Here is a 20,514-nt window from a genome sequence, read left to right as displayed (position 1 = left end):
ACGGCAAGCGCCTTCGAGCGACCGACGTTTTGGAGGGGCAGCGCTAAGTTGAACATGGTCGAGGCGCAGCGGAAGCGGGGCATTTCAAACCGTCGCGAGGCCTGCTCCACGGGCATTCGCAGCCTCAGCGCTGAAGCGCCGCCGCTCGCCGTTTCCTGTTCCTTTGGCTCGACCAGAGTCCCCAGGCCAAAGCCACCACAGTCAAGATTATCGAGGTCGCGGCGATGGGGCTCTCCACGAAGGTCGCGAAGTCTCCGCGCGACAGCAGCATTGCGCGGCGGAAGTGATTTTCCATCAAGGGTCCCAGAACGAAGCCGAGCAGCAGAGGCGCCGTGGGCCAGTCGAAGATCCGCATCACATAGCCGAGAAACCCGAAGACCAGCACCAACCAGATGTCGAAGATCGAGTTGTTGACCGTATAGGTGCCGATGCAGATGAACATGATGATGGCCGGGTAGAGCCATGTATACGGGAGCATCAAGAGCCGCACCCAGAGGCCGATGAGCGGAATGTTCAGGATGAGCAGCATCAGGTTCCCGACCCAGAAACTCATCACCAGCCCCCAGAACAGGTCCGAGCTCTCGGTCAGCAGCGCCGGACCCGGCGTGATTCCGTGCACCAGAAGGGCACCGAGCATCAGCGCCATGGTCGGACTGCCGGGAATGCCAAGCGACAGTGTCGGGATGAAAGCGGTCTGGTCGGCGGAGTTGTTGGCTGCTTCCGGCGCCATGATGCCTTCGACGGCCCCCTTCCCAAAGCGCTCGGGGTCGGACGAACTACGCTTCTCGACGGCGTAGGCCATGAACGCTGCCACCGCGGGGCCGGTCGCGGGAAGCGTGCCGAAGAAGGAGCCGATGCCGGACCCGCGCAATGTCGGCAGCCAGGACCGCCGCCAGTCGTCGCGGGTCGGGAGCATGGCCCGCAGACCGACACTGTCCACGTCGATGTCGCCGGGCTTGATGCGACGGACTGTGGCGATGACCTCGGAGATGCCGAACATTCCCATCGCCAGGGCAACGAGGCTGACGGATTCGGTCAGTTCGAAGAATCCGAAGGAAAACCGCGGCACCCCTGTATACATGTCTGCCCCGATGGTGCCGAGCATCAGCCCCGCGACCACCATGGCGAGCCCTTTCGCGACCGAGCCGCCGGAGATCGTCGACGCGGCAACGAGCCCGAAGACCATCAGCGAGAAATACTCTGCCGAGCCGAAGCGCAGCGCGTAGGGAGCGATGACCGGCGTGAACATGGTCATTACGAGGATCCCGATCGAGCCGCCGACGAAAGAGGCGATCGTGGTCATGAAGAGCGCAACGCCCCCCCGCCCCGCACGCGCCATCGGATAACCGTCGAGTGCCGTCACCGCGTTCGACGGTGTTCCGGGAATGTTGAGAAGGATGGCCGCGGTGCTGCCGCCATAACTCGAACCATACCAGATCCCAGCCAACATGATCAGCGCGGTTGTCGGGTCGAGATAGAAGGTGATCGGAAACAGCATCGAGATGCTTGCCAGAACCCCGATGCCCGGAATGACCCCGATCACCATCCCCAGAAGAACGCCGAGAAAACAGTAGAGCAGGTTGTGATAGCTCAGGGCGATCGAGAGCCCCAGCGTGATGTTGTCAAGAAATCCCATGGTCATGTCCGCTCTCAGAACGGCCAGCGTGCGATCGGTACGTTCAGACCGAAAGCCACGACGAAGATCAGCCAGGATGCGAGGCAGAGGATCGCCGAGATCGCCGCCATGCGAAGGGGGCGGATCTCGAGCTCGGCGAGTGACGCCACGACGGTCAGGGTGATGACGGCCGGGATCAGGCCACAGCTGCGCAGCATCAGCGCGAAGACCCCACAGGCCCCGAGCACGAAGATCGGCGTCCAAACCCGAATATCAGGCTTGTTTCCGGCGCGCCTGAGCGCCGGGACGATCTGCGCCGCCCCGAATATGGCCAGCGCCACGCCGAGGATGGTGGGAAACATGCCCGGGCCCATGCGCCGGATCGTCCCGATATCGTAATGCGTCGCGGCATAGGCCGAAAAGACGAGCCCGAGGCAGATGAGCACCAGCCCGCCGACAATGTCCGTGTAGTCTTTCGAGTACATCGCAATCCCTGCTGTGTTGTCCTCCGCCGGCTTTATGGGGGCCGGTCGGAGCATTTCATTCAATCGACGAGAAGGCCGTCACGGCGCGCCTGCTCGACGATCCGCTGCGCTCGCGTGATGAAGGGGCCGTCCACGAGCTGGCCGTTGACCACGAAGGCCCCCACTGCGCGGGCACCTGCGTCTGCCGCGGCACGGGTCACATCGACGGCATGGGCCAGTTCGTCCGGCGTGGGCCGAAAGACCTCGTTGGCGAGCCGCAACTGGCTCGGGTGGATGCAGCTCTTTCCGGTGAAGCCCATCGCGCGTGCCGCCTGGGCATCTGCAACGAAGTCATCGGGTGCCGAAATGTTCACGAAGGCACCATCAAAGGCGTCGATCCCGGCCTGCGCGGCAGCGATACGGACGCTCCAGCGGGTCTGGGCGATGGCGAAGCTGTTGCTCTGGCGGATGCCCAGCGGCGCGAAGAGGTCACCGAAACCGATCTGAAGCCCCATCACGCGGGGATGCGCTGCAGCACTTGCGCTGGCGTTCTGCAGGCCGGCCGGTGTCTCGATATTGGCGAGGATCCGGATCGGCTCGGTGATCCCGTGGCGGGCCTCGCAGAGCTCGATGTGGCTCAGCGCGGCAAGGATTTCCTCGGGGGACTCAATCTTGGGTAAATTGATCACGTCGAGCCCGGTGCGCACGATCGCCTCGACATCCTGTTTGAAATGCTCGGTCGCGAGCGCGTTCACCCGCACTAGCACAAGCTTGTCGTGGGTGCGGGGTGCTTCCAGATGCGCCGACAAAACCGCCCTGGCCTCGTGCTTGCGCGCCTCGTCGACCGCATCCTCGAGGTCGAACGAGATCGCATCCGCCTCGCTGCGTGCCGCCTTTTCAAAGAGCTCGGGCCGCGATGCTGGGACAAAAAGTTTGCTGCGCATGAAATTGGCACCTTCCAGTTTTTTGTAGAGTCTAGTTTGTCTACAATCTACAAACTGATAGACATGATCACACCACGTTTGCAATATCCGGCCTAGCGAAGAGCCCGGCACCACCGGCCCTTTGCCTAAAAAATCAACTGCAATCCAATGGGATGAGTATGAAGACAATGAACAAGAGAACCCTCCTTGCCCTCACGGCGGCATCCGCCATGGCCTTCACCGCGGCAGGCGCCCAAGCACAGGAATGGCCGAACGATACCGTCACGCTGGTGGTCCCTTTCACTCCCGGCGGCAGCAACGACATCATCGCGCGCTACCTTGCGCAGGAACTGTCGGACTCGATGGGCCAATCGGTCATCGTCGAGAACCGCGCCGGCGCGGGCGGCTCGATCGGCGCGGCCTATGTCGCCGCAGCGGAGGCAGATGGCTACACCTTCCTCTTCACCTCCGGCTCCATCGCGACAAGCGCTGCGGTCCGCGAAGTGCCCTTCGACGTGACGACGGATTTCGCCGGCGTCTCCCGGGTGGCGACCGCGCCCTTCGTCATCGTCACGCGCGAAGACCTCGGCGCCTCCAACGTCGAGGAGCTGGTCGGGATGGCCAAGGAGCAGCCGGGTGAACTGTTCTACGGCAGCGCCGGCATCGGTGACAGCTCGCACATGGCCACCGCGCTGTTCGAGCAGGCCGCCGGCATCGAAATGGAGCTGACACCCTACCAGGGCATCGCCCCCGCACAGGTGGATCTCGCCGGCGGGCGCCTCGATCTTATCATCACCACCGTCGCTTCGCTGACTGGATCGCCCGCCGAGGGGCTTCCGCGCCTCGCTTACACCACCGAAGAGCGGATGGAGTCGGCTCCCGACATGCCCACCGTGATGGAAAGCGGCATCGACTACTCGACCGAAGTCTGGTGGGGCGTCTTCGCGCCGGCGGCGACCGACGACGCCATCGTCGACACCATGAACGCCGCGATCGAGACCGCTCTCGAAGACGAGGCTTTCAAGACGTTCATCGCCGATGCGGGCGCGCAGGCGACCCCTTCGAGCCCGGCCGCCCTGACCGAGACACTGCTCGACGACTACGCACAATGGACGACCATCGTCGAGACCCTCGGCATCGGCGACTGACCGAGAAACAGGCGGGATCCGGACGGTGGCCGGATCCCGCCCAAGACGCGCAGCCAAGGATCCCCCTGGAGGAAGAATGAATCACATGACCATGACCGAAACCGAGAGCCCGACCGCCGTGCCGCAGGCACCACTCCAGGGCATTCGGGTCCTCGACCTCAGCGCCTATATCGCAGGCCCATACGGCTGCGCCCTCCTGGCGGATCTGGGGGCTGAGGTCATCAAGTCGAGCCACCCACCGGCGACAACCTCCGCAAGTATCCCTCCACTCTGGACAAAGAAAGCCGCGCCTTCCTCGGGGTCACCGAGCAACGCGGAATCGTTCTGGATCTCAGAAGCCAGAAGGCTCGACACGCTCATGCAACTGGTCGCCAAGGCGGATGTCTTCGTGCACAACTTCCGCCCCAACGTGCCGCCACGGCTCAAGATCGACTTCGAGACGCTCTCTGCCCACAACCCGAGGCTGATCTACTGCGCAGTCTCGGGCTATGGCGAGCAGGGGCCTGCCCGCGAAAAGGCCGGCTATGATCAGGTTTTGCAGGCAATGTCCGGCCTCTGCGCCCTGCAGGGGGCGCCGGGTGCTCCGGAGATACTCTACGGCTCTGTGGTAGACTATTACGCCGCCTCGATCCTCAGCAGCGGGGTGAGCTCGGCGCTCTTCCAGCGGGAACGGACCGGCAAGGGATGCTATGTCGGCGTCTCGCTGCTACGCAGTGCGCTTGCGATGCAATCGGCCCGACTGGTTTGGGCCGAATCCGAAGATCGGGACGTGAACCGGGACATGCGGTCGGGGGGCATCACCGGATTGCATCCGACGCGCGAGGGCACACTCTACATCTCCGCCAATACGCCGCACTTCTGGCAGGCGCTCTGCGAGCTGACCGGGCTCGACGAGCTTTTCACCGATCCCCGGTTCGACACTGTGCGCAAACGCGCCGAAAATGCAGAGTTTCTCACGGCGCGCCTGCACGAAGCGCTGGCGTTGCGCAGCGCCGAGGAATGGCAGGAGCGATTTGGCCAGCGCGTTCCATGCGCCGTCGTGCGCCAGGTCGAGGACATGTTCGACGACCCGCAGGTCGCCGCCGAGGGCATGATCAGCAACTTCGAGCACCCCGTCATCGGCCACTATCGCGGCTTCGCCGGCGCGGTGAAATTCGCCTCCGACAGCCGCGCCCTGCCCGCTCCCGTGGCGGGCACCCCCGCGCCGCTCTTCGGACAGCACACGGACGACATCCTCTCGGAGCTCGGCCTTGACCCCGAAGCGATCGAAGCGCTGCACAAGACGGGAGCCGTCGAATGACCACCCACGGACAAGACCCCATCACCGAGCGTTGGATCGCACATGCCAGCTCCGCGTTGCATGATATTGAGTCCCGCACTGCCCCGGACCGGCTCGCCTCCGAACTCGCGCGGCTCAACAGCGCAGTGCGCAATGTCGCGGACGGCAAGCTCGGCCATGACGATCAGCCGGGAGACTACCTTGCCCTGCTCGCCGAGAGCGGGGCACAGAGCCGCAGCATCGCCGGAACGGCATCCACGGAGGTCAGCCAGACACGGCCGGCCTCCGCGATTGCGGCAGAGGCAGAGGGCGCGTCCTTGTCCATGATGGCCGCGCAATCGCTCAGCGGCACGGCTGCGGCCCTTGCGAGGGGCGAAACGTCGGCGACGGCCCTGACCGAAGCGGCGCTAGCTGCCGCGCATGCAAGCAAGCCCCGCCATTGCGCGTTCATTGAAACCTATGAAGAGAGCGCCCGCGCCAAGGCCAGAAGCCTTGATGACGCCGCCGCGCAGGGCCTGCATCGTGGACCGCTGCACGGCATCCCGCTGGCGCACAAGGACTGCTTCGAACAGGCCGGCCGTGCGATGACCGTGGGGGCCGCCGTCCGACGCGATGCAGCCCCGGCCGAGCGGGACGCGACCGTGATCGCACGCTATGACACGGCGGGTGCTGTCAATATCGGCAGTCTCAACATGAACGAGATGGTCTGCGGCCCAACCGGCCAAAACCCGCATTTCGGCGATTGCTGCAACGCATGGGATCCGAGTCGCATCTCGGGCGGCTCTTCCAGCGGCTCGGCGGTCGCGGTGGCCACGGGCGCGATCTTCGGCGCTCTCGGATCGGACACGGGTGGCTCGACCCGCCTGCCGTCCTCGATGAACGGCGTATTCGGGCTCAAGCCGACCTACGGGTTGGTGTCGCGGGCCGGCAGTTTTCCCCGCGCCTTCTCGCTCGATTCTATCGGCCCAATCGCCCGTAGCGCCGAGGATTGCGCGCTGCTGCTCCGGTCAGTCGCGGGCCACGACCCCCGCGACCCCACCAGCCTCGACGTGCCGGTTCCGGACTACCTGTCCCTTTTCGACGCACCCTGGGTCATGCAAAGCCGTGTTGCTGCACTGAGCCTTGGCGTGCCCTGCGATCCGGGGATCCAAGAGGTGTTTGATCGCTTCACGGTACGCTGCACGGATATGTTCGAAGCCGCGCCCGCCCGGGACTTCCCGGAAATGGAGGCCTGCTACGCACTGGGCGACATTATCTCGAAGGTCGAGGCCGCCACGCTTCACAGCGAGGCCATGCGCCAGTCTCCGGAGCGCTTTTCGCAAGCCGTGTTCTCGCGCACCGAACCCGGACTTCATGTGCCCGCCGTGCGCTATCTCGAGGCGCTTTCCCTTCGGGCAACTGTGCTTCGCTCGTTCCTCGACGGCCCGCTCGGAGACACTGATGTGCTGATCTGTCCGACCGTCCCGCTGCCGGTGCCACTGCGCAACGATGCCGACATGGAGGCACCTGATTCCGTCTTCGGCGTGGTCGCCGCCATCACCCGGTTGACCAGGACCTTCAGCTATCTCGGTGTGCCCGTGCTCTCGATGCCTATCGGCGTCGATGCAAACGGCATGCCCGTCGGCGCACAGCTCATCGCGCGCCCGCTCGATGAGGGGCGGTTGCTGGCCGTTGCACATCAGCTCTCGCTGCAAATGGGCTGGCCCATTCTCCCGGAACAACAGGCCTGAAACGCCCCGCGAGTTGGTGACTGCGCCATCTCGCGCTTTGACATGGGTGGCCATATTGAAGATGAATGCCCGACCACGGGCCAAGTTTAGGCAGGACAAAAATGCAAATGGCGATGAAGCGCTGATGGCGGAAGGCGTTCCGGGAACAATTCCATATTTCGTCGCCTCTCAGGTGCGCGAACTCATAATGAACGGGACCTTCCGTCCCGGCCAGCCCTTGCGCGAGCAAGATCTCGAGCAGCGCTTCAGCATCAGCCGCGGCCCGGTGCGCGAAGCCCTGCGCCTGCTCGAGGTGCGTGGACTGGTTTCACACGTTCCCAGGCGTGGCTTTCGGGTCAAGCTTTACGAGGATCGCGAACTGCGGGACCATTTCATGCTGCGCGGAGAACTCGAGGCGCTTGCGATCCTGCAACTGACCGGTATCGAGGACCTGTCTCCGCTGGTGGACGAGCTCACCACGGCCCGCGCGGAACTTACGCGCGCGCGCGATGCCAACGATCCACGGGCCTACCTTCAGAGCATCCGGAGCTTCTACGATCTGATCGCCAACTTCTCTGGAAACACGCCCCTGCGCGAGGTTCTCGACCGGCTCAACGACGCTATAGAACCGGTGCGATACAACCTGTTGCTGCGCAAACTGGGCGAGAGTCAGACGCTGGATTACACCGGCATCATCCTCAACGCGCTTGCCGAGCGGAGATTTCAGGACGCCGCCGAGGCCAAACGCGCCCACGTCATGAGCAATCTCGACAATATTCTGACCGCCTATCGCGAAGCTCGCTACGAGCCCTAGCGCGACGGACTGCGAATGCCAGCTCGGGCAGCCCCGGAGCGAGCGGGAAGCCACCGCGTTTCACAGTCCGACCGCGACGCGCCCAGCCGGTGGCAGAACCGCGAAAGGCGCCGTGACGACGAGCGGGTCTCACGGTCGCCGACCACGTGACGGGGCCAGGCCGTCGCGTCATGCCTTCACGTCCTGGCTCCGTGGCCCGCTCTGCTTCAAAGCTTTTTTCACGACAATATTTCTTCAATTGGCGTGTTTGCATGTCATCACGGAGCGAAAGTGAGCTCGCAAAGTATCGCTAAAACTTCACCAAATTGCAGTTTTCTTGCATATTTTTCGATCTTCTCGTGAAGTCGCCGAGATTTTCACGACCAAATGTATCGCTCCACTCTTGAAAATTGTCGGGAAAATGTCTGCCATCCGGTCATGGCGACAAACCTCCCCGAGAGACTCTTCGCCACGACATCAAAAGGAAATGCATGATGAAGCCCTGGACCCGATATCTCGACGACGCCGATCAGGCGGTTCTGCAGAAGGGACGTTTCGGGAACCGGATGGGCCTTGGCAAACGCGCGGCGATCGTCGCAATCGACTGCCAGAAATACATGGTCGGCGAAGAGGGTCGAGACTCGGACTGGCCGTCCAGCTGTGGCGCCATTGGACGCGCCGCCCTGCAGCGGGGCGCCGATCTCGTCGCGCGCGCGCAGGCCATGGGGGTGCCGGTTTTCTTCACCCTCTTCGAGCTTGCCGCCAACGGCAAGGACATCGGTGTCTACGGTCGCAAGCGCAGTTTGCTCGACTCCCAACACTGGTGCCTCGAGAATACCAAGGGGGCCGAGCTGAGCGACCTGATGTCGCCGGCGGAACAGGATGTCACCTTCGTCAAGAAAAAGCCCTCGGGGTTTCACGGAACGCCGCTGCTTGGGTATCTCAACGACCGCGACATCGACACCGTGATCGTGATCGGCGGCGCCACCTCCAACTGCATCCGCGCGACGGTATTTGACAGCGCCTCCTACAATTTCCGGACGATCGTGGCCCAGGACGCGGTTTTCGACCGCATTCCGGTTTCCCACGCCATCAGCCTCTTCGACATGGACCGGCAGTTCGCCGACGTCATGCCGGTCGACGACATCGTCGCTGCACTTGAGGAAATGACCTCCCCGGCGTGAGGCCGAGCCGGCGCACGCGAAATTCTAAAAGACCAACAGACAGGGAACTTTGATGAAACAGACGCTTCTCGCGACGGCACTTGCCGCGCTAGTACTGCTACCCGGTGCTGCCCTTGCCCAACAAGTCGTCCGCATTGCCTACGTCACCGCGGAGAACTCGCCGCAGGCCTCGCAGGCCCGACTCTTCGCCGAGCAGGTCGAGGCGCGGCTCCCCGGCGCGTTCGAGTTCCGTTTCTTCCCCTCGGCCCAGCTCGGCAACGAACAGGCAACGCTCGAACAGCTTCAGCTTGGCACGCTGGAAATGGGCAACCTCGTCACGCCGATGACTGAAGCCGATGACCGGCTCGGGATTTTCGACCTACCCTGGCTGTTCGAGGACCGCGCCCACGTGCAACGCGCCATCACGGGCGACCTCAAGTCCGAGATTGTCGGTGCGGCCGAAGCGGGGACATCGACCAAGGTCCTCGGGATCTACGAAAACGGCTTCCGCCACGTGATGTCGCCTGTGGCGATCACGACACCCGCGGACATGGAAGGCCTCAAGATCCGCCTCCCCGGGGGACAGGTCCGACAGGAGGTGTTCCGCATGCTGGGGGCAAACCCCACCCCGATCGACTGGTCCGAGGTCTACACCGCCCTGCAGACCGGGGTTGTCGACGGCGCTGAAGCGGCGGCCTACGGCTTTGCAGGCTCCAAGCTCTACCAGGTTTCGGATCATCTTTCCCTGACCGCCCACAACTACGCACCGAGCTTCCTGGTCGCCTCCCAGACCTTCTGGAGCGGGCTGAGCGACGAGGCGAAAACCGCCTTCGCCGAAGCCGCCGAGGTGATCATCGAACCGTCCTTCGAAGAGGCCGCGACCCAGGACCAGATCGCGATCGACGAAATCGCCACCGAGGCTGCCGTCAACGAGATCGATTTCATCGCCTTCCAGGCGGCAGTCCAGCCGGTCTACGATGACTACATTGCCGAGAACGGCTCCGAGTGGCTCGATGCCATCCGAGCGGCGCAGGCCGAATGAGGCAACACCGATGATCCTGCGTCTGATCGACCGGATCGCGGACACCGTGCTGGCGCTTCTCCTCGCCGGCACGGTGATCGTTCTGGGGCTCGCGGTGTGGTTCCGATACGTCCTCAACGTGTCGCTGGGTTGGAGCGATGAGGTGGCCGCCTACACTCTTGTCTGGATGATCTTCCTCGGAAGCTACGCCTGCGCCCGAAAAGGGCTTCACCTTGATTTCCCCTTCCTGAGCGAGCGCCTGCCCGCCCGCTTTCGCCGCATCCTAGACCGGGCGCTTCAGGCAGCGCTGTCGGCCTACTGCCTGTTCGTCGCCTGGCAGTCATGGAAAGTGCTCACCGTAATCGGACATTCCAGCCTGCGCTCCGTCGACATGCCGCGAGGGGTGTTCCTGTCGGCCCTGCCGGTTTCCTTCGCACTCATGGCGGTGGCTTTTCTGTGGAACGCATTGCGCCCCGCCGCGCCTGACCAAACCGACTGAACGGAGCCCGACTTGGCCATTGCCCTCATCCTGACCATGATCTTCCTGATCGCCATCGGCTTGCCGGTGGCCTTCGCCATGCTTCTCTCGGCCACCGGCTTCATGGCCCTCGCTGGCATCGGGATGCCCACCTTGCCGGTCACGCTGTTCTCGGGTTCGGCAAGCTTCGTCATCCTCGCCGTGCCGCTTTTCATCCTGATGGGCGAGATCATGTCGAGCACGTCGATCGCAGCCCGCCTCATCGATCTCAGCCGCGCGCTCGTGGGCTGGATGTCGGGCGGGCTTGCCCACGTTAATGTGGTTTCCTCGATGCTGATGGCCGAGATGAGCGGCTCAGCCGTCGCCGATGCCGCCATGATGGGCAAGCTTTTCGTGCCGCAGATGGAACGCGCGGGCTATCCAAGGGCATTCTCGGTCTCCGTCACTGCCGCCTCGGCGATCATCGGCATCATCATCCCGCCATCCATCGCCATGGTGATCTTCGGGGCCGTCTCCAATACCTCGATCCGCGACCTCTTCCTTGCCGGTCTCGCGCCCGGAATAGGGCTCGGGATCGTTTTCATGATCACCAACCGGCTCTTCGCTCGCCGCGAGAACCATCCCCGGGACGCGGCCTTCGCGGTCGCAGCCCTGCTCGCGGCGCTGCGCCGGGCGCTGGTGCCCCTGCTTATTCCGGTCGTCGTCATCGGGGGTCTGATCGGCGGGATCGTGACCCCCACCGAGGCCGCGGCGATCGGTGTCATCGCCTCGCTGCTCTACGGCTTCGTGCTGCGCGAGCTTTCACTCGCCACGCTGTGGCGATTGCTCGTGTCAACGTCCCACCAATCCGCCTCGATCCTGATCATCGTCGCAGCCTCGGCCATTCTCGGACAGGTGCTGGCAAACGAACAGGTGCCGCAGCGCCTCGCGGCGCACCTCGGCGACACGACCGAAAGCGCGTGGCTGCTGCTCCTCTACATCAACCTCCTCCTGCTCGTGGCGGGCATGTTTCTTCAGGCAACGGCCGCCATCATCGTGGTCGTGCCGGTCTTGATGCCAGTGGTGCTCTCCTTCGGAATCGATCCGGTGCATTTCGGCATCCTTACCTGCGTCAACCTCGCCATCGGCCAGCAGACCCCGCCGGTCGCGACGGTCCTGATGACCGTCTGCGGCATCACCCGCACCCCGATCAAGGAGACCTTTCCATATATGGTCTGGTATCTCGCGGCGATGTTCGTGGTGCTCGCCGTCGTCACCTACCTTCCGCTGATGGTCTGACCGAAGGAGCGTAGACCCATGAAAAGCTATCGGATCGTCGAGGTTGCCCCCGAGACCGAAGCCGCGCTTGCTGCGGCGCTCCCTCGCCTCTCCGAGCTGCCGCACCCGCTGCGCGCGCAGGTCGTCAAGGCCTGGGGCTCGGCGCTTGCCTCGTCGGACTTCACGCGGTTCGAAGACATGGCCTTCGCGCCCGGCACCGGCTACGGGCTGTTGCGCCACACACGCGAGGTCTGCGAGACCGGCCTGGCGCTGCGCGCCTCTGCCGAAGCGCTCTGGCTGGCTCAGATTGATCGCGACGCCCTGATTGCCGCGCTTCTGCTCCACGATCTCGACAAGGCGCTCCTCTACCGCCCGGGGCCCGACGGCAATGTAGACGCCACGATCGTCTCTCAGAGGCTGCCGCACGGTGTCTTGGCCTCGCTAATGCTGGCCGAGATCGGCCTAGACGAAGCGATCATCGCAGCCGTCGCGACGCACGCGGTCGATGCGCCCTTCCGCGGGCAGGGTCCACTGGAGCACATCCTCCACTACGCCGACATGTTTTGTGCGGATCAGGCCCTTGTCCTGTCGGGGAAAATGCCCTTCTTCACGAAACGGGCTCCAGGCGATTTGCCTGCCGGAACCTGACCGTCTACCCTAGCGCGCACAGCCTGCAGGATCTCGCAACCGTATGCCCCTCGACAAGACTCTCACCTATCAAGTCATGGAGCGCATCCGTCGCCTGATCGTGGAGGGCAGCTACGTTCCCGGCGACCGCCTGGGCGAACAGGATCTCGAGGCCCGGGTCGGCGCGTCACGCGCCTCGGTGCGCGAAGCTCTGCGACTGCTCGAGGTTCAGGGGCTGGTGGTCCACATTCCGAGGCGTGGTTTCCGGGTTCGCAAGATGACCCGCAGCGAGGTCCGCGACCTCTACGAGCTCCGCGCCGATCTGGAGGCGAAAGCCGTGCTTGCGCTCGAGACCCGCGGCAATCTCGAGGGGCTCATAACCGAGCTGGAACGGCACAACGCGGTCATGCGCGAGGCGATGGTGAACGAAGATGTCGATGCCCATCTCGAGGGCAACATCGCCTTTCACACTGCCATTCTCGACCACGCCGCGAACCTGCCATTGAAGCGCGCGATCCTCCAGATGAACATGATCTGCCAGCCGCTGCGCTTTTCATCCCTGAAGGGCCGCGCGCGTCAGAACGGCACGTTGGACTACCATGTCCAGCTAGTTGCCGAGCTTCGCCGCGGCGATATCCCCGGCGCCGCCGAAACCATGCGTGAACATATCCTTGTCAGCATACCGACCGTGCTGCGCTACTATGACGAGCATATCGGCGAGAGCCACTTCTCCGGCAACGTCTGAGCCGGGATACAGCGGCGACGACGGATCCTCTTTTGAGGGCAACGAGACAGTCGCGATGACGGCGCTCAGCTTACCACGCCCGCGCGCTTGAGCCGGTCGATCTCGGACGAGACCGCCTCGGCAAAGGCCAGCCCGACGGTGCTCAGGGGGCGATCGCGCGGAACGAACTGGGCGATGTCCCAGGTGATCGCCGGAAGCAGCCTGTGCGACGAGACCTTCCCGGGATCGAGCAGCTGGCTTGCCACGGGATCGACGATCGCGACACCAACGCCACGTTCGACGAGGCGCACCACGCCGTGCAGCGTTCGCAGCTCCGCGGCGATGGTGCGGTCGACATTGATGGTCTCCATCATGTGATCGACGCGCTGGCGCAACGGGCTGCCCTCGGCAAGGTCGATAAACCACTCCTTGCGCAACCGCGGCAGAGGAATTTCCTCAACGTCACCGAGGGGATGGCCCTTCGGCAAAATGCAATGCGCTTCGCAGTGCGCCAGCGCGCGCGCATCGCCGCCAAACGCCTCGGCGTTGAGCGTGATCCCGAAGGCCAGGTCGCAGCGTTGCTCGCTGATCATGCGCAGGAGCTCGGCCATGCCGACATCGACGATCTGCACGGTCGCGAGAGGATGGCTCTCGCGAAAGCTCTGCAGCGCATCGAGCAGGAAGGTGTCGCAGAAGATCGGCTGGGCAGCGATCACAAGGTGCCCGACCTGTCCGTTGGAGATCGCCACCGCCTCCTGCTCGAGGCTGCGCAACCCGGCGAGATGGCGCACCACGGTCTGGTGGAATCGGAACGCCTCGGGCGTCGGGGCAAGGCGATTCCGTTTGCGCAGAAACAAGTCGAAGCCGACCTTTTCCTCCAGCGCCGAGAGCAATCGGCTCACCATCGGTTGGCTCGTCTCAAGGTCTTCCGCGGCCATTTTGACCCCGCCCAGCCGCATATAGGCGTCAAAAGCCTCCAATTCGCGTGTCTTGAACATGGCGCGCTCCCTCAGTATGCATTTTATGCAAACAGAGGCGATCTATTGTCAATCTTCGCATACTGTGAATGGTGCGGCGCATCCAACAGACCGGCCCTGCCGGCGCAGATGTGAGGCAAACATGAAAAAACTTCTTGGAACGATCGCCCTCGCCGTGATCGCAGCAACCGGGCCCGCCGCGGCCCAGGAGTATCCCGATCAGGCGGTGACCCTCGTGGTCCCCTATGGCCCCGGCGGTGCCTCCGATCTCGCCGGCCGCGCGCTGGCAGAGACCGCGCAGCCGTTCCTTGGCCAGCCGGTCACCGTGATGAACAAGCCCGGCGCAGGCGGCATGAACGGCGCCCGCTCGGTCTCCGAGGCGGACGCCGACGGCTACACCCTGCTGCTCGCCCGCGTCGGCATGGCGCTGTCGCCCGCCGTGACCCCGGGCAACGCTGTGCCGTGGGACGCCTACACCTTCCTCGGTGCGCTCGAAGCCACGCCGATGATCCTCGCGGTGCGTGCCGATGCCCCCTATGACACCGCCGAAGAGCTGGTGACCGCGATCAAGGAGAGCAACGGCCGCATGACCTATGCCGCCTCGGGCGCCACCGCGATCGACGGCTTCACCACGCAGGCGCTGCTGGCCGACAACGATCTCGACCCGCTCACCGCGGCAACGCTGGTGCCCTACAAGGGGGGCGGCGCGCTGGCCACCGCGCTGCTCGGCGGCCACGTGGATTTCGTCGCCATGGCGGCGGGCTCGCTGATGCCGCATATCGAAAGCGGTGATCTGAAGGCGCTGATGGTCTTCGCGCCCAAGCGCATGGACACCCTGCCCGACGTCGCGACCGCGGCCGAGCTCGGCTACGAGAAGGCCGGCCAGATCGCCGGCTGGAGCGCGCTCTACGGTCCCAAGGACCTGCCCGAAGAGGTGACCGCCAAGTGGCAGGACGTGCTGGCCGAGGTCGCCACCGACGAGAAATGGCTCGACCTCGCGGCGCGCCGGGGCTCGATCTCGACCATCGGCGATGTCGACATGAGCGACTACGCCCAGAGCCAGTACGAGCTGTTCCACGGCCTGGCGCAGGATTTCGGCTACCTGTCGAACTGAGCGCCCCGGGCCGCGCCGCGGCCCGGCTGACCTGACGACCGATCGGCGCGGCCCCGACAAGAGCGGGCCGCGCCACCGTTCCGCCCCGCGCCACCGGGGCCCCCTCTTTCCCGGAGTGTCGCATGCCCAAGCCCGTCCTGCGGGGGCTGATCATTGTCGCCTTCTTCGCGCTGACCGCCTTCGTTCTCGTTCCGGCCTTCGTGCCGCGCCCCGCCTTCATTCCCGGCTTCGCCCCGCCGCCCGACATGTGGCCGCGCACCGTCTCGCTGGCTGGCATCGCGCTTGGCGCGCTGGCGCTGCTCTTCGCCGTCACCCGCCCGCAGGCCGACGAGCCGCCGCTCGAGACCGATGGCAGCAGCCCCGCCCGCATGACGGGCCGTTTCGCCGGGCTGATGCTGGCCTTCGTGCTGTTCCTCGTGGCCATTCCGCTGCTCGGCTTCCTGGTCTCGACGATGCTGCTCACGCTCTGCATCGTGCTGATGACCGGCGAGCGCGGCCACCGCATCTGGATCGCCCTGCTCGCCTTCGGCGCGCCGATCCTGCTGCAGCTGTTCTTCAATTCCGCGCTCGGCACCCAGTTTCCCAAGGGCGTGCTGACGAAGCCCTTCGGCTTCTGATCGGAGATCCCCATGCTCAATGAAATCCTCTCCGCGCTGGTCGCCGTGGCGACGCTGCAGAACCTGCTGATCATGGTCGCGGGCATCTGGGGCGGCGTCATCGTCGGCGCCATCCCCGGCATGACCGGAACCATGGCCGTGACCCTCGCGCTGCCCTTCACCTTCTACATGGACCCGGTGCCCTCGATCCTGCTGCTGGTCGCGCTCTACAAGGGCTCGACCTATGGCGGCTCGGTCTCGGCGATCCTGATCAAGACGCCGGGCACCGCCTCGGCCGCCTGCACCGCGCTCGACGGCTACCCGCTGGCGCAGCAGGGCAAGGCCGGCAAGGCGCTCAACATGGCGCTCTATTCCTCGGTCACCGGCGACTTCATCTCCAACCTGTCGCTGATCTTCTTCGCCGCGCCGCTCGCCGTTCTGGCGCTGCGCATCGGCCCGCCCGAGTTCTTCATGCTGATGCTGTTCGCGCTGACCACCGTGGCCGGCGTCTCGGGCAGCTCGCTGCTGATGGGGCTGGTCTCGGCGGCGCTGGGTCTGCTGCTGGCGACCGTGGGCGAGGACATGTACGGCTCGTTCCGTTTCGCCTTCACCCCGGACATGCAGGCGGGCCTGTCGATCGCGCCGGTGCTCATTGGCCTCTTCGCCCTGCCCGAGCTGATCAAGCTGGTGGTGATGCGTGCCGCCAAGAAGGAAGAGGCCGCCACCCTCGGCGCGCAGCACGTGACACGCGCAGAGTTCATGGGCTCGCTCAAGAGCATCCTCAAGGGCTCGGTGATCGGCTCCGTTCTGGGCGCCATCCCCGGCATCGGGCCGTCCTCGGCGGCGTTCTTCTCCTATGGCGAGGCGCAGCGCAGCTCGAAGAACGGCGCCAATTTCGGCAAGGGCGAGCTCGAGGGCATCGCTGCGTCGGAATCCGCCAATAACGGGGCCTGCGGTGCCACGATGATCCCGCTGCTGGCTCTCGGTGTGCCCGGCGACGTGATCACCGGGGTCATGCTGGGCGCCTTCATGATCCAGGGCCTGACGCCCGGGCCGCTGCTGTTCCAGACCAACATCCACGAGGTCTACATGCTGCTGATCGGCATGCTGGTCTCGTCGGTGCTGCTGTTCTTCGCCGGCAAGGCGACGATGCGGATGTTTGCCAAGGTCTCGCACATCCCGCAGACGCTGCTGACGCCGCTGGTCCTGCTGCTGTGCATCTTCGGCATCTACTCGATCGCCTCGAGCCCCTTCGACGTGGCGGTGCTGCTGGTCATGGGCGTGGTGGGCTTCGGGATGTTCCTGCTGAATATCCCGGCAGCGCCGTTCCTCATCGCCTTCATCCTCGGCCCGATGCTGGAGGAAAACCTGCGCCGCGCGCTGGCAATCTCGCGCGGGGAGCCGGCAGTGCTACTGTCGTCGCCAATCACCTGGGTGTTTGCCGCGCTCATCGTGTTCGTCCTGTTCATCACGGTGCGCCGCGAAATCCTGAAATCCAAGACAGAAAGACGAGTAGCCCAATGACCCTGCAGAGCGAGACACAGCCCGCCGCCCAAGACCGGCAGGCCAGCGCCGCGCAGCACCTCTCGGACCTGATCGGCTTCGACACGGTGTCCCGCAACGGCAACCGTCCGCTGATCGACCACATGGCCGCCTTTCTCGAAGGGCTGGGGGCGCGGATCACCATCCTGCCCGACGAGACCGGGGCCAAGGCCAACCTCGTCGCAGCCTTCGGGCCCGAAGGGGTCGCGGGCGTGGTCTGGTCGGGCCATACCGACGTGGTTCCGGCGGACGAGCCCGAGTGGCAGAGCGACCCCTTCACCGCCGAGATCCGCGACGGCAAGCTTTACGGGCGCGGCGCCTGCGACATGAAGGGATTTGCCGCCTGCGCCATGGCGGTCGCACCGCAGCTGGCGGCCGCGCAGCTCTCGCGCCCGGTGTATTTCTGCTTCTCCTTTGACGAAGAGGTCGGCTGCCTCGGGGCGCCGGCGATCGCGCGGCATCTGGCAGCGCTGCCGGTGCCGCCCGAGTTCGCCATCATCGGCGAGCCGTCGATGATGGAGTTGGTGACCGGCCAAAAGGGCAAGATCGCCATGCGCGCGCATGTGACCGGCACATCGGGGCACTCGTCCTTCGCGCCCGAGCACGTCAACGCGGTCGAATACGCCGCCCGCGCCATCGCGATGATCTCGGAGCGCGGCAAGCGGTATGAGACCGAGGGTCCGTTCGACCACGATTTCACCGTGCCGCACGCGACCATGCTGGCCACGATGATCGAGGGCGGGGTCGCGACCAACGTCACCCCCGAAAGCTGCAGCTTCACCTTCGAGCTGCGCTCGATCGCCGGCATGGACCCGGAGGCCGACATGGCCGAGCTGCTGGCGCGGATCGAGACCGAGGTCGGCGCCGAGATGTCCGCAAAGACCGCCGGGACCGGCATCGCCTTCGAACAGATCTTCTCCTACCCGCCGATGGGCGAGGCGCGCAACACCGCGGGCTTTGCCCGCTACGCCCAGCTTATGCCGGAGGCGTGGGGCGGCAAGGTCTCCTACGGCTCCGAGGGCGGGATCTTCGAGCTGATCGGCGGCATCCCCTCGGTGATCGTGGGGCCGGGCTCGATCGAGCAGGCGCACAAGCCCAACGAGTTCGTGGCGCTTGACCAGCTCGACGCTTGCGTCGCCTTCCTAGAAGGTGTCGTCGCGGAACTCAGCACCGTCCCGACCGAGGCGCAGAGCTGAACTGAAACAGCGGGCCGGGGTGGCGAATTCCGCGACCCCGGCGCAGCCCTGACGCCCAAGTCGGCGGTGAAGAGCCGGGATCGCAGGTTTGTCGCGCAGGTCCGGAGCACCTTCGCGCGGCTGGGCACTGGGTCGCGCGCGGAGCCGGAAGTTGCCATCTCTGGCATATTCGATAAATACAACATACGTGTTGTATATTGTATTTACTACAAGAATGGCATATCCTGAAGCTCCTACACGGATGGCATGAGGGTGTCCCATGGATGCGACCACATTCCGCGACGCGACAGCGCTTGGTCACGCGATCCGCCGCCTCCGCAAGGCGAAGGGCTGGTCGCAGGCGGATCTGGCGCGCCTTGCCGGCACCGATGCGCGGCAGGTCTCGCGGATCGAAACCGCCGCGCACGAGCCGAAACTGAGCCTCCTGCTGGCGGTCATCGCCGCGCTTGAACTCGACCTCGCTCTCCTGCCACGGCAAGGCGCCTCACCCGAGACCGCCCGCCCCCGGCCCGAAGACATCTTCTGATGGGTCGCAAGCCCCTGACCCGCACGCTGGACGTCCATGTCAACGGGCGGCTGGCCGGCTACTACCGCTACCGCCCCTCTGCCGGCGCAAGCTTCCAATACGCCGAAGACTGGCTGGGCTGGGCGTATGCCTTCCCGATCTCGCGCCGCCTTCCGCTTGGTCTGGACATCCGCGCGGGCGATGAGGTGGACGCGGTGTTCGAAAACCTGCTCCCCGATGGCACCGACCTGAGGAAGAAGATCGCGGAGCGCACCGAGGCGCGTAGCGACCGGCCCCACGACCTTCTGGCCGCGATCGGACAGGATTGCGTTGGCGCGATGCAGTTCCTGCCGCATGGCGCAACCCCGCCCGACCCGTTCCGGATCGACGGCGAGGCTCAATCCGAAGCGGAGATCGCAGACACGCTCAGGTCGCTGAGCACCACCCCGCTGGGCATCGACCCCGGCGCGCCGTTTCGGATCTCGCTGGCGGGGGCACAGGAAAAGACCGCCTATCTGCGCAAGGACGGCGCTTGGATGCGCCCGCTCGGATCGACCCCGACGACGCATATCTTCAAGCGCCCCATGGGCATCGTGGGCGGCGGGCTCGACATGAGCGGAAGCGTCGAGAACGAGTATTTCTGCCTCCTGCTCGCCCGCGAGATGGGACTGCCGGCGAACCAGGCCGAGATCCACCAGTTCGAGGACCAGATCGCCCTGGTCGTCGAGCGCTTCGACCGACGGCCAAGACGGGCCGGCGGTCTCGTGCGGGTTCCGCAGGAGGATTTCCTGCAGGCCATGGGCCGGTTCTCCGCCGAGAAATATCAGCAGCATGGCGGGCCATCGATGGCAGAGTGCTTCGCGCTGCTGCAGCAGTCCGACACTCCGATCGACGATCAGGCGGCCTTCCTGAAAGCGCAGATCTTCAACTGGATGATCGCGGCGATCGACGGGCATGCCAAGAACTACTCGATCTTCCTCGAGGGCGACGGCTTTCGCATGACGCCGCTCTACGACATCATGAGCGCCGCCCCTGAACGGCTGCGCGCGGGGTTCCGGCACAAGGATCTCCAGCTGGCCATGTCGGTAGGCAAGCGCGGCCACTATCGTCTCGACAAGATCCTGCCACGGCACTTCGACGAAACCGCACATCGCGCCGGTGTGCCGGTTGAGGCGCGGCATCGCGCCGTCCGCGATCTCCTGGCCGCCGCGCCCGGTGCGCTGCATCGCGCGCTCGAGCGGCTGCCCGACAGCGTGCCCACGGACACCGCCAGCCAAATCGTCGAGTATGCCACCGACCGGCTCAGGCTGCTCGAAGCTTTTGCCGAAACGATGACGTGACAACGGATCGGTCACCGCGCGACGGTGGCGGCCGATCCGTTCC

At 65.0% G+C, this 20,514-nt stretch carries 20 protein-coding genes; 16 read left to right on the top strand and 4 right to left on the bottom strand.

From position 1 onward, the window contains the following. Positions 1–124: 124 nt before the first annotated feature. From R2601_RS22535 to R2601_RS22525, 3 genes are read right to left on the bottom strand one after another with little or no spacing between them, the layout of a single operon-like run. A complete protein-coding gene (locus tag R2601_RS22535) occupies positions 125–1,636 on the bottom strand; it encodes a tripartite tricarboxylate transporter permease (RefSeq protein WP_040545725.1) in 1,512 nt (503 codons plus the stop codon). A 14-nt stretch (positions 1,637–1,650) separates the two neighbouring features. Then, complete coding sequence (locus R2601_RS22530) at positions 1,651–2,100, bottom strand: tripartite tricarboxylate transporter TctB family protein (protein WP_007803057.1); 450 nt, start codon at positions 2,098–2,100, stop codon at positions 1,651–1,653. Between the two features lie 59 nt (positions 2,101–2,159). Continuing rightward, on the bottom strand, positions 2,160–3,191 hold the full coding sequence (locus R2601_RS22525) for an HpcH/HpaI aldolase/citrate lyase family protein (RefSeq protein WP_217626404.1): 1,032 nt from the start codon (positions 3,189–3,191) through the stop codon (positions 2,160–2,162). On the opposite strand from R2601_RS22525, the gene R2601_RS22520 reads away from it, so the two are divergent. The 10 genes from R2601_RS22520 (at position 3,191) to R2601_RS22475 (ending at position 13,222) form a co-directional block, all read left to right on the top strand. Next, positions 3,191–4,150, top strand: a complete 960-nt coding sequence (locus R2601_RS22520; protein WP_007803055.1) for a Bug family tripartite tricarboxylate transporter substrate binding protein — start codon at positions 3,191–3,193, stop codon at positions 4,148–4,150. The two genes, R2601_RS22525 and R2601_RS22520, sit on opposite strands and share 1 nt — an antisense overlap. Before the next feature lie 76 nt (positions 4,151–4,226). Then, a complete protein-coding gene (locus tag R2601_RS22515) occupies positions 4,227–5,450 on the top strand; it encodes a CaiB/BaiF CoA transferase family protein (RefSeq protein WP_110740115.1) in 1,224 nt (407 codons plus the stop codon). Beyond that, positions 5,447–7,159, top strand: coding sequence for an amidase (locus tag R2601_RS22510; RefSeq protein ID WP_007803052.1), 1,713 nt, complete (start codon positions 5,447–5,449; stop codon positions 7,157–7,159). Before R2601_RS22515 ends, R2601_RS22510 begins: the two co-directional genes overlap by 4 nt. A gap of 61 nt (positions 7,160–7,220) precedes the next feature. Then, positions 7,221–7,952 carry a GntR family transcriptional regulator gene (locus R2601_RS22505; protein ID WP_254656104.1) on the top strand — a complete coding sequence of 244 codons (732 nt, stop codon included), beginning with the start codon at positions 7,221–7,223 and terminating at the stop codon, positions 7,950–7,952. Positions 7,953–8,425: 473 nt separating this feature from the next. After that, positions 8,426–9,115 carry an isochorismatase family protein gene (locus R2601_RS22500; protein ID WP_217626402.1) on the top strand — a complete coding sequence of 230 codons (690 nt, stop codon included), beginning with the start codon at positions 8,426–8,428 and terminating at the stop codon, positions 9,113–9,115. A gap of 52 nt (positions 9,116–9,167) precedes the next feature. Then, positions 9,168–10,136 carry a TRAP transporter substrate-binding protein gene (locus R2601_RS22495; protein WP_007803049.1) on the top strand — a complete coding sequence of 323 codons (969 nt, stop codon included), beginning with the start codon at positions 9,168–9,170 and terminating at the stop codon, positions 10,134–10,136. A gap of 10 nt (positions 10,137–10,146) precedes the next feature. Further along, positions 10,147–10,614, top strand: a complete 468-nt coding sequence (locus R2601_RS22490; RefSeq protein ID WP_007803048.1) for a TRAP transporter small permease — start codon at positions 10,147–10,149, stop codon at positions 10,612–10,614. Positions 10,615–10,626: 12 nt separating this feature from the next. Continuing rightward, positions 10,627–11,871: a TRAP transporter large permease gene (locus R2601_RS22485; RefSeq protein ID WP_007803046.1), complete on the top strand. Its 1,245-nt coding sequence runs from the start codon at positions 10,627–10,629 to the stop codon at positions 11,869–11,871. A gap of 18 nt (positions 11,872–11,889) precedes the next feature. Then, complete coding sequence (locus R2601_RS22480; protein WP_007803044.1) at positions 11,890–12,498, top strand: HD domain-containing protein; 609 nt, start codon at positions 11,890–11,892, stop codon at positions 12,496–12,498. 43 nt (positions 12,499–12,541) lie between these two features. Then, positions 12,542–13,222, top strand: a complete 681-nt coding sequence (locus R2601_RS22475; RefSeq protein ID WP_007803043.1) for a GntR family transcriptional regulator — start codon at positions 12,542–12,544, stop codon at positions 13,220–13,222. 65 nt (positions 13,223–13,287) lie between these two features. Here R2601_RS22475 and R2601_RS22470 read toward each other — a convergent pair whose 3' ends face one another. Next, a complete protein-coding gene (locus tag R2601_RS22470; RefSeq protein ID WP_007803042.1) occupies positions 13,288–14,199 on the bottom strand; it encodes a LysR family transcriptional regulator in 912 nt (303 codons plus the stop codon). A 121-nt stretch (positions 14,200–14,320) separates the two neighbouring features. Here R2601_RS22470 and R2601_RS22465 point away from each other — a divergent pair, with 121 nt between their 5' ends. From R2601_RS22465 to R2601_RS22440, 6 genes are all read left to right on the top strand, one after another. Next, a complete protein-coding gene (locus tag R2601_RS22465; RefSeq protein ID WP_007803041.1) occupies positions 14,321–15,292 on the top strand; it encodes a Bug family tripartite tricarboxylate transporter substrate binding protein in 972 nt (323 codons plus the stop codon). Between the two features lie 122 nt (positions 15,293–15,414). After that, a complete protein-coding gene (locus R2601_RS22460) occupies positions 15,415–15,909 on the top strand; it encodes a tripartite tricarboxylate transporter TctB family protein (RefSeq protein ID WP_007803040.1) in 495 nt (164 codons plus the stop codon). A gap of 12 nt (positions 15,910–15,921) precedes the next feature. After that, positions 15,922–17,412: a tripartite tricarboxylate transporter permease gene (locus R2601_RS22455; RefSeq protein WP_007803039.1), complete on the top strand. Its 1,491-nt coding sequence runs from the start codon at positions 15,922–15,924 to the stop codon at positions 17,410–17,412. Then, positions 17,409–18,626 (top strand): acetylornithine deacetylase, encoded by a 1,218-nt coding sequence (gene argE / locus R2601_RS22450; protein WP_007803038.1) that lies wholly within the window; start codon positions 17,409–17,411, stop codon positions 18,624–18,626. Before R2601_RS22455 ends, argE begins: the two co-directional genes overlap by 4 nt. 259 nt (positions 18,627–18,885) lie before the next feature. After that, positions 18,886–19,152, top strand: coding sequence for a helix-turn-helix domain-containing protein (locus tag R2601_RS22445; protein ID WP_007803037.1), 267 nt, complete (start codon positions 18,886–18,888; stop codon positions 19,150–19,152). Then, positions 19,152–20,471: a HipA domain-containing protein gene (locus tag R2601_RS22440; RefSeq protein WP_007803035.1), complete on the top strand. Its 1,320-nt coding sequence runs from the start codon at positions 19,152–19,154 to the stop codon at positions 20,469–20,471. Before R2601_RS22445 ends, R2601_RS22440 begins: the two co-directional genes overlap by 1 nt. The last annotated feature ends 43 nt before the right edge of the window (positions 20,472–20,514 follow it).

The sequence above is a fragment of the Salipiger bermudensis HTCC2601 genome (assembly GCF_000153725.1).
GTDB lineage: Bacteria > Pseudomonadota > Alphaproteobacteria > Rhodobacterales > Rhodobacteraceae > Salipiger > Salipiger bermudensis.
This window is presented reverse-complemented; position numbering and strand designations above follow the sequence as displayed.

What these genes read in the sequence shown, in the direction of transcription:
- R2601_RS22535 (WP_040545725.1), bottom strand. Translation starts at nt 1,636, where the DNA reads ATGGGATTTCTTGACAACATCACGCTGGGGCTCTCGATCGCCCTGAGC.
- R2601_RS22530 (WP_007803057.1), bottom strand. Translation starts at nt 2,100, where the DNA reads ATGTACTCGAAAGACTACACGGACATTGTCGGCGGGCTGGTGCTCATC.
- R2601_RS22520 (WP_007803055.1), top strand. Translation starts at nt 3,191, where the DNA reads ATGAACAAGAGAACCCTCCTTGCCCTCACGGCGGCATCCGCCATGGCC.
- R2601_RS22515 (WP_110740115.1), top strand. Translation starts at nt 4,227, where the DNA reads ATGAATCACATGACCATGACCGAAACCGAGAGCCCGACCGCCGTGCCG.
- R2601_RS22510 (WP_007803052.1), top strand. Translation starts at nt 5,447, where the DNA reads ATGACCACCCACGGACAAGACCCCATCACCGAGCGTTGGATCGCACAT.
- R2601_RS22505 (WP_254656104.1), top strand. Translation starts at nt 7,221, where the DNA reads ATGAATGCCCGACCACGGGCCAAGTTTAGGCAGGACAAAAATGCAAAT.
- R2601_RS22500 (WP_217626402.1), top strand. Translation starts at nt 8,426, where the DNA reads ATGAAGCCCTGGACCCGATATCTCGACGACGCCGATCAGGCGGTTCTG.
- R2601_RS22495 (WP_007803049.1), top strand. Translation starts at nt 9,168, where the DNA reads ATGAAACAGACGCTTCTCGCGACGGCACTTGCCGCGCTAGTACTGCTA.
- R2601_RS22490 (WP_007803048.1), top strand. Translation starts at nt 10,147, where the DNA reads ATGATCCTGCGTCTGATCGACCGGATCGCGGACACCGTGCTGGCGCTT.
- R2601_RS22480 (WP_007803044.1), top strand. Translation starts at nt 11,890, where the DNA reads ATGAAAAGCTATCGGATCGTCGAGGTTGCCCCCGAGACCGAAGCCGCG.
- R2601_RS22475 (WP_007803043.1), top strand. Translation starts at nt 12,542, where the DNA reads ATGCCCCTCGACAAGACTCTCACCTATCAAGTCATGGAGCGCATCCGT.
- R2601_RS22470 (WP_007803042.1), bottom strand. Translation starts at nt 14,199, where the DNA reads ATGTTCAAGACACGCGAATTGGAGGCTTTTGACGCCTATATGCGGCTG.
- R2601_RS22465 (WP_007803041.1), top strand. Translation starts at nt 14,321, where the DNA reads ATGAAAAAACTTCTTGGAACGATCGCCCTCGCCGTGATCGCAGCAACC.
- R2601_RS22460 (WP_007803040.1), top strand. Translation starts at nt 15,415, where the DNA reads ATGCCCAAGCCCGTCCTGCGGGGGCTGATCATTGTCGCCTTCTTCGCG.
- R2601_RS22455 (WP_007803039.1), top strand. Translation starts at nt 15,922, where the DNA reads ATGCTCAATGAAATCCTCTCCGCGCTGGTCGCCGTGGCGACGCTGCAG.
- argE (WP_007803038.1), top strand. Translation starts at nt 17,409, where the DNA reads ATGACCCTGCAGAGCGAGACACAGCCCGCCGCCCAAGACCGGCAGGCC.
- R2601_RS22445 (WP_007803037.1), top strand. Translation starts at nt 18,886, where the DNA reads ATGGATGCGACCACATTCCGCGACGCGACAGCGCTTGGTCACGCGATC.
- R2601_RS22440 (WP_007803035.1), top strand. Translation starts at nt 19,152, where the DNA reads ATGGGTCGCAAGCCCCTGACCCGCACGCTGGACGTCCATGTCAACGGG.